Raw genomic sequence first — 8,394 nt, 5'->3', positions numbered from 1 at the left:
CGCCACCGGCGGCAACGTGGCGCTCGTCGCCAGCGGCGGCACGCTCTCGTTCGACGGGCTGAACATCAGCACCGATGCGATCGGCGGCAACGGCGGCGCGGGCGGCAATGCCGGCACCGGCCAGACACCGACGAACGGCGTGGCGGGCATCGGCGGCGACGGCATCGCGGGCAACGTGACGCTGGCGACCGGCGACGTCGACGAGGCAGGCACGACCCGCTTCGGCCGGATCACCGGTGGCGTCCTGACGATCGACGCATCGGGCAACCCCGGTATCGCCGGCGATTTCGGCAGCGTGGGCGTGTTCCGCTCGGGCCGCGTCGCGCTGCTGGCGGAGGGCCGCTATCTTTCGCCGGGCGAAGGCCCGGTCGGCTCGGTCGCACTCACCAGCCTCGATATCACCGCGTTCGGCGATACGCCGGGCGGCTTCAGCCCGACGCGCGATCCGTCGCTCGCCTCGGTCGATGTGCTTGCCCGCGGGGGCCGCATCAGCATCGCCGACAGCGCCACGATCCGCACGGGCTACCACGCCAGCCTGCGAGTGGAGGACGACGGCCGGATCGACATCGGCAACACGCTCGACGTCTTTGGCGAAAGCTTCGTCACCGCCACGCAGGCGGGCGGCAACGTGGCGACGCCGGCCAACCTCATCACCGCCGGCACGGTAAGCTTCCGCTCCAACGGCGATGTCGTCAGCGACGCACCGATCGTGGCGACGCGGATGGGCGACACCGCCGGCACGATCCTGATGACGGGCAATACCGTGCAGGCCGACGGCCTGACCGCGACAGATGCGATCACGCTGCAGGCCACCTCGTTCGTCCGCGCGGGCAATCTTGCCACCACCGCCGCTGTCGATCCGGCCGCGACCAGCCTGGACGAGGCGGGCGGCGGCACGATCACGCTGATCGCGGGGCAGAGTTTCAACACCGATCTGCTGCCGGACGTGACGCTGGCCGATGCCGATCTGGAGATCACCGGCACCATCAGCGCCAGCAACGCCATACGTGCGACCGCCGGCGGCGATATCCGTGTGCTGGATGGCGCGCAGATCCTGTCCGGCAATTTCCTGGGGCTGGATGCCGGCGACGACGTGACGGTCGCCTCGGGTGCCGTGCTGCGCGCCGCGCTGGCGCCGCTAGCGGACCCGGCAGCGGGCACTGGCCCGCTCGACCTCGACTCGCCGGCCGGTCTCGTCATCACCGCCGGTCGCCAGCCGACGCTGCGTGCGGTGGACGGCGATTTCGCCACGGTGACGATCGCCGGTACGGTCTCGTCCGGCATCGTGGCGAACGACACGCTTTCGGCGAACCCGGCCGACCGGCGCGGCATCCTGCTGGCAGGGGATGCGGTGCAGACCGAGGGCGGCACGATCGCCGGCCGCAGCCTTGCCGTGCAGGTGGACGACGCTCCCCTCCCCTCCATCGACCGGACCGGCGGCGTGGAAAACCTCACCGCCGGCTGCCTGCTCGGCGACGTGTGCCTCGGCGCGGTCGATCTCACCGATCTGCTGACGGTCGGCCCGCTCGACGGCACGGTCGGCCTGCCCAGCAGCGTCCGCATCGCTGCCGGCAGCCAGACCCGCCGCACCTCGATCCGCGCGCAGGGCGATATCCTGCTCGGCGGCAGCGGCGGCGCCACGACGTTCGGCGGCAGCGAACTCCTGCGCGTGCAGTCCACCCTCGGCGCGGTGCGCCTCGCCAACGATACGGTGCTGAGCGGCACGACCACCGAGGGCGTCGTGCAGGTGCTGGGCGCGACCGGAATCGACGGCCCCGGCGGCTCGGTCCGCGGCGCCGGCACGGTCGGCCTGTCCACCGGCAGCGGCGGGCTGGAGCTGGCCGAGCTGGTCGCGGGCGATCATGTCGAGACGCTGAATCCCGATCTTTCGGTCAGCCGGACGGACGGGCTGACGGTGGCAGGGCCGGTGACGATCAACCGCCTGTTCTCGGTCGGCAACGGCGATGCGAACGTCGACGCGACGGGCGACGTCTCGATCGAGCGGATCACCGTGGGCGACGGCTTCGGCATCGCCATCGCTTCCTCGGGCGGCAGTGCGTTCGTGCGCGATGCGACGGCGAGCGACCTCGGCACGGCCGGCAGCGTGTCGGTCGCCTCCGACAACGGCACCGCCACCCTGCTGGCCGCCGACGCGCGGGGCACGATCGGCGTCTTCGGCGGTCTGGGGGCGACGGGCGGCCTGCTCGACGGCACCGACATCACCGTCGTCTCGACCGGCGGCGATGCGACGATCGATCAGGGCAATGCCCGCCGCGACATCCTGCTGAGTGCCGCCGGGCTGGCCTCCGCCAACTTCCTGAACGCAGGCGACGATATCGACGTGTCCGGCGCCTCGGTCGTCATCGATCGGGCGATCACCACCGGCACCTTCGTGGAATCGGGCTATGGCGGCGACGGCAGCAACATCCGCCTCGACGCCCTGGGCGCGCTGACCATCAATACCGAGGTCAGCGCGTTCGACACGGCACGGCTGACGAGCACGAACGGCAGCGTGACCGCCCCCAGCCTGATCGCCGGCGACGACGTGATCGTGCGCGGCAACAGCATCGTCCTTACCGCCGCCCGCACGCTGGGGACGGGCCTAGAAACGGGCTATGGCGCGACGCCGGACGGCAGCAACATCCGCCTTACCGCCACCGCCGGCACCGGCCTGCCGATCCCGTCGATCCAGCTCACCACCGCCGACGCGTTCGACGACGCGGTGCTGGTGGCCGAGGGCGCCGGCACGATCGCGGCGACCAGCCTGACCGCGGGGCGCGATGCGACCGCCACGGCGGGCGGCGCCATCGGAATCACCGCGGCGCAGGCAGGGCGGGACATTCTGCTCACCAGCACCGGCGACGCCATCCACGCCGATTCGCTGCTCGCCGGGCGCGATATCGCGATCGCGGCGCTGGGCGACGTGACGCTCGGCGATGCCCGCGCCGATGGTCCGGTACTCCTGTCCGATGACCCGACCGCCTCCACGCCGATCGGCGGTATCGTCTCGATCAGCGCCGGCCGCATGGGCGATACCGGCCCCTATGCCGCCGCCGACATCACCATCGACGGCATCGTCAGCGCCGAGGGCGCGGTGCTCGCCACCGCCGGGCGCGACATCGCGATCTCCGGCACCGGACGAGTGCTGTCGGCCAACCGCGTCACGCTGAACGCGGGTGACGACGTGCGGATCGCGGCGGGTGCGGAAGTACGCGCGGCGCTGAATCCGCTGCCCGTCACTCCTTTTCCGGGCGGCGGCGCTTTTTCTCCAGCCGCGCTCGAACTCTCCGCAGGAAATGTGTCGCTCGCTTATGCCCCCCCTGCCGGCAATGTCGCCGCCGTGGTGGTAGACGGGCTTATCTCGGTAACAGGCCGTCCGTTGACGTTGCGCGGCGGTGCCATTCAGGCGTCGGGCAGCGTGATCGAGGCCGGGTCTTTGACGGCGTTCGTATCGAATGCACCACAGGCCGGCGTCACTCAGTCGAACGATAACGGTGGGCTGACGACCTGCCTTCAGGGCGATGTGTGTCTCGGCGCGGTTTCGATGACCAGCTTCTTTCCGAACGACGGGGACTTCAGCGGATTGCTGGATATCGGCGGCAGCGCCGGTCTGAGGCCGACCAACGTGCGCATCACCGGGCCGGTAACGGCAGGCAAGATCAATATCGCAGCGCTGGACAGCATTTCGCTCGGCACCCGCGGCACTGCACCGATCAGCCAGACCGCTGCGGGACGCCTGCGGCTCGAAGCACAATCGGGTGCCGTAAACCTGTTGGGCAACCTCACCCTGACCGGAGGGGCGGCGACCGGGGAGGATTTCGACACCAACCTGAATATCATAGCTCGCTCCGATGTGGCCGGCGCTTCGGCCCGGATCGTGTCGCGTGGCACGATGAACGTGCTGGCCGGCCGTTCGATCGACCTGTCGTCCACCAGCAGCGCAGGTGGAACGACGTTGAACGCGCAGGACGGCAGTGTGCGGATCGGCTCGGCCACGACCACGGCGATTCTCGGCAGCGACGGGCGGCCGAACGGCGTGCAGATCTTTGGCGGTACGGATGTGACTGCCGGCACCATCGATGCGACCGGCGATTTTGTCGTGCTGGCTGACAGAGACATACGCGTCGACAGAATCGTGACGCGGACGGGCGGCACTGGTGCGGATCAGGACGGCAGCGATATCTTAGTCCAGGCGGACGGCGCGGTCGTCCTCGGCGACGTCACCGCATCGGACGACGCGCAGATCACTGCCGGCACCACCCTCACCCTCACCTCGCTCACGGCCCGGGGAGAAACGACGAACGACGGCGCCGATCTCGGCGGCAATGTCGTGCTGGGCGGCCAGACCGTGAACGCCGGATCCCTGACCGCGGCAACCAACATCACCGCCACGGCGGGTGATCTGTTACGGGTCGACTTCGCGCAGGCGGGAGGCACCGTGGAGTTGTCCGCTAACGGAGTCGACCGCGCCGCGACGGGCGCCGCGCCGGATGGCACCTTGGCCGTCACGCTCGGCACGATCGATGCCGGCACCGCGCTGCAAGTCAGCGCGCCCAACGGCGGCATCCGTTTCGACAGCCTCGCCGCGCCGGTGATCGCCCTCACCGCCGGTACCCGCATCGCTGGTGGCGATCTCACCGCGCGCTCGGGCGGCATCGACGTGCGAGCGCCGGGCGACGTGCGGCTGGGCACCGCGATCGCGGCCGACGACATCTTCGTGACGGCCGGCGGATCGGTGCTGGCGGACAGCCTCACCTCCGGCAGCGACGAGTCCGATGCACGCTACCGGGCGATCGAGATCGTCGCGGGTGGCACGATCGGGGTGACGGGGGCGTCCACCGCCTTCCGCGGCGATGTCGATTACACTGCCGCCGGGGCGATCACGATCGGTGCCGCCTCGGCCGGGGATTCGGTGCTGCTTCTGTCAAACGACGGCGGGATCACAGCCGGCGCGCTGGTGGCCGGCACCTACCCCGCCGGCGCTGTCACCGACGAGGAGTATCGCGGGGCGATCGGTGTCTCCGCCGCGCTCGATGCGGCGATCGGCTCGGCCACGGCGCCGGGCGATATCGGCATCCTGTCGCGCGGCGGCAGCATCACGGCCGGTGATATCAGGACGGACGCCAACGCCGTACTGCTGGCCGCGAACGCCGTCACCACCGGCGCGGTGAGCACGACGGATCGATTCTACGTCGCCAATGCGTCGATGGCCGCGTTGCTCGGCGAGGATGCCGATCCCGCCCGGCTCGACGGCGTCACCCCGGTCGCCACCGGCGGCGCGGTCACGCTGCGCGGGGCGGTCACCGCCGGTCCGGTCACGGTGGCGGCGGGCGATGCGCTCGGCTTCACCACGATCGCCTCCACCGATGCGATGCGGCTCTCCTCGGCGCGTGGCGCGATCGCGGGCGACATCGTCCGCGCGGCGGGTGATATCACGCTGGCGGCGGCGGGCACCGTGCGCGTCGCCACCGATATCGCCACGCCGGGCACGATCAGCGCGACCGGCACCGGCATCGCGCTCAATGCGCTGGGCGCGCTGCGCATCGCGACGGCGGATGCGACCGCGGGCGACGTCTCGCTTACCAGCAGCGGCGGCGCGGTCTCGGTCGATCGCGCGACCGCGACGGGCAACGTCCGGCTTGCCAGCGGCAGCGGGGTGAACGGCACGCCGGACGACGCCCGCACCGTGACCGCGCTGGACGTGCGCGCCGGCAACGACGTGACCGTCACCGCGCTCGGCCGGGTGGACGTGCGGGACGTCACCGCCGGACGGACGATCCTGCTCAGCAGCGCCAGCGACGTGCGGCTGGGCACCGCCACCGCCGGGCTGGACGTGCTCGCCTCCGGGCGCACGTCGGTTGACGCCGGCACGGTTGTCGCCGGACGCGATCTGGAGCTGGTGACGCGCTATGTCGTTGGCGACACCCGCCCCCTCTCGCGCAGCGTCACGCTGGGTTCGGGCCGCGCGGGCGACGATATCGTGCTGGCCGCGTTCGGCCGCGTGCAGGCGGACAGCCTCGTCACCACCGGTGCGGGCGCGGATGCGGGCGATGGCCAATATGGCAACCGCGAGGGCAGCGGCATCTACGTCGTGTCCCAGCGGGGCACGCTGGTAGGCACCGCCACCTCCGCCGGGGCGATCGACTACATCAACGTCGCCCAGACGATCGGCGATTTCCTGATCGGCGACGGCAGCGGCGATATTCGCGTGGGTGCGCAGGCGGCGGCAGGCGACATCACAGCGCTGAACGGCAACAGCGCGATCACGTTCACCTCCGCCGTCGCCGGCGGTGCGATCGACCTGACCGCCGGGGGCGACGCCGGCGCGATCACCGCCGACGACCTGCGCGCGGGCGGCGCGCTGAGCGCCTCGGCGAGCGGCGACCTCTCGATCGGCGTAGGCCGCGCGGCCAGCACGATCATGCTGGAGTCGACTCGCGGCGCCCTCGCCGCCGTCGACCTTCAGGCGACCGACGGCATCGAGGCGCGCGCCGCCGGCACGCTGTCGGTCCGCGATGCCGTGGCAACGGCGACGACCGGCAACGTGACGCTTGCGGCGGGCTTCCCGTTCGCCGCCGGCAGCGGGGCGGCGGCGCCGTATCTGCTCGCCGGCAACACCAGCGTGACGGGCACGGTCAGCGCCGGTCGCTCGGTCCGGATCGAGGCAGGCGGAGACCTGTCGCTGGGCGCTGCCAGCCGGGTGCGGTCGAACGGGGCGATCTTCCTGGCCTCGGGCGACGATATCGTCGTCGATGCAGGCGGGGTGATCGGCCTCGGCCATGTCACCGTCGCCACCCCCGGCACGGCCACGGGCGCACGGGTGGGCGGCCCGGCCGACAGCGTGACGCTGAACGCCGGCCTGCTGCGCGCGGGCACCGCGAACGCCGCCGAGAACGGTGCGTCGGGCATTGTGATGAACGGGACGGTGGACGGCTTGCGCCTCGCCCTGCTGTCCGAGGCGATCGGCGTCGGCACCAGCGGCCGCGTCGGCAGCGCGGTGACCGAACTGGCCAGCTACGCCAACAACGGCACCGGCCTCACGACAATTGGCGGCACCGGCGAGGCAGCCGGCTATGCGGTGTCGCAGCAGGTGCTTGGGCGCACGCGCGCGCAGGCGATCCGGGTCAGCGGCGCGGGCGACGTGGCGGTGCAGGCCCTCACGCTCGCCGGATCGGCGGCGGCCGACGGCAATCTGGTGGGCAACGCCGCCTCGTTCGAGATCCAGACGCCGGGTTCGGTGCGGGTCGAGGGGGCGGCGGTGATCAGTTCGGCGGCGCAGACCGACCTGTTCGCGATCACCGCCGGTGACCGGATCACGGTGGTGACGCCGGGCGGGTCGATCGCGCTGCGCGATACGGGCAATGCGCTGGCCGGGCGGCTGCGGCTGGCCGCGCGGCGGATCACCGTCGCCACGCCTGCCGCGATCGGTGCGATCGAGGGGCTGTCCGGCGTGGATGCGAAGGACGAACGACTGGGGGCGAACGACGGCACGACGAGCGAGGCCGGCTTCCTCCAGGCCAATGCGATCGAGTTCCGCGTGAGCAACGGGCTGTATATCCAGAACAGCGGGACAGGTACGCTTCCCACCGCACGGCGGGGCATCACCGCCGGCACCGGCGGCATCGCGATCGCCACCACCGGCACCACGCCGGCGGAAATCGTGCTGAACGGCCGCCAGCCGGGGGCGGACGGCACACTGGTGAGCGGTGCGGCGTTGATCCCGCTGCTCCGCCTGTCCGGCACCGCGCAGGGCAGCATGGCCAGTCTCGATCCGCGCTCGACGGCCAACGGTTGCCTGATCTCGGGCCTGAACTGCCGGTTCGATCCGGTCATCACGGATCCGGATCCAGATCCCGACCCCGATCCCGAGTCCCCCGTCCTCACTCCGCCGCGCCAGCCGGTGCAGGATGTCATCAACGCGATCATCGACGGGCAGGACAGCCTGACCGGGGCGATCAGCAGCGTGGTGCAGCAGCTCAACTCGCCGCTGATCGAGCTGATCGACTTCACCCCGTTCCGCCTGTCCGGCATCATCGACGAGCCGGTGACGGGCGCCGGCAACGACGATTTCTACACGACGTTCGACGGGGGCGACGCGCTGACCACCGGAATTTCGCTCAACGAGCAGGTGACGGGCAGCGGCAACGACGACCTGACCGCCAAGGCGGAAAAGGACGGCCGCTGCGACAGCGCGCAATCGGCGACGGACCCCGACTGCAACTGACCGGCAGACGGCTTCGGCATGAACGAAAGGGGCGGTCCGCATCGCGCGGGCCGCCCCTTTTCATCGTACCTGCCGCGCAGCCCTTGTCGGCGCGCGACGGCTTACGCTAATCGGCGGCACCGGGCATCGCGCCTGTCCCCGCCCGATCGCCCGAGGTTTCGCTTATGCCC

At 71.3% G+C, this 8,394-nt stretch carries 1 protein-coding gene; it reads left to right on the top strand.

Annotated features, from left to right (window positions below):
- The first annotated feature begins 16 nt into the window (after nucleotides 1–16).
- Nucleotides 17–8,224, top strand: a complete 8,208-nt coding sequence (locus FOY91_RS21855) for a hypothetical protein (protein ID WP_203234643.1) — start codon at nucleotides 17–19, stop codon at nucleotides 8,222–8,224.
- Nucleotides 8,225–8,394: the final 170 nt, after the last annotated feature.

Origin of the sequence: Alterirhizorhabdus solaris, from assembly GCF_007785815.1 — a bacterium.
Taxonomy (GTDB): domain Bacteria; phylum Pseudomonadota; class Alphaproteobacteria; order Sphingomonadales; family Sphingomonadaceae; genus Alterirhizorhabdus; species Alterirhizorhabdus solaris.
The sequence above is the reverse complement of the archived record's forward strand: the minus strand, read 5'-3'. Positions and strand labels throughout refer to the sequence as shown.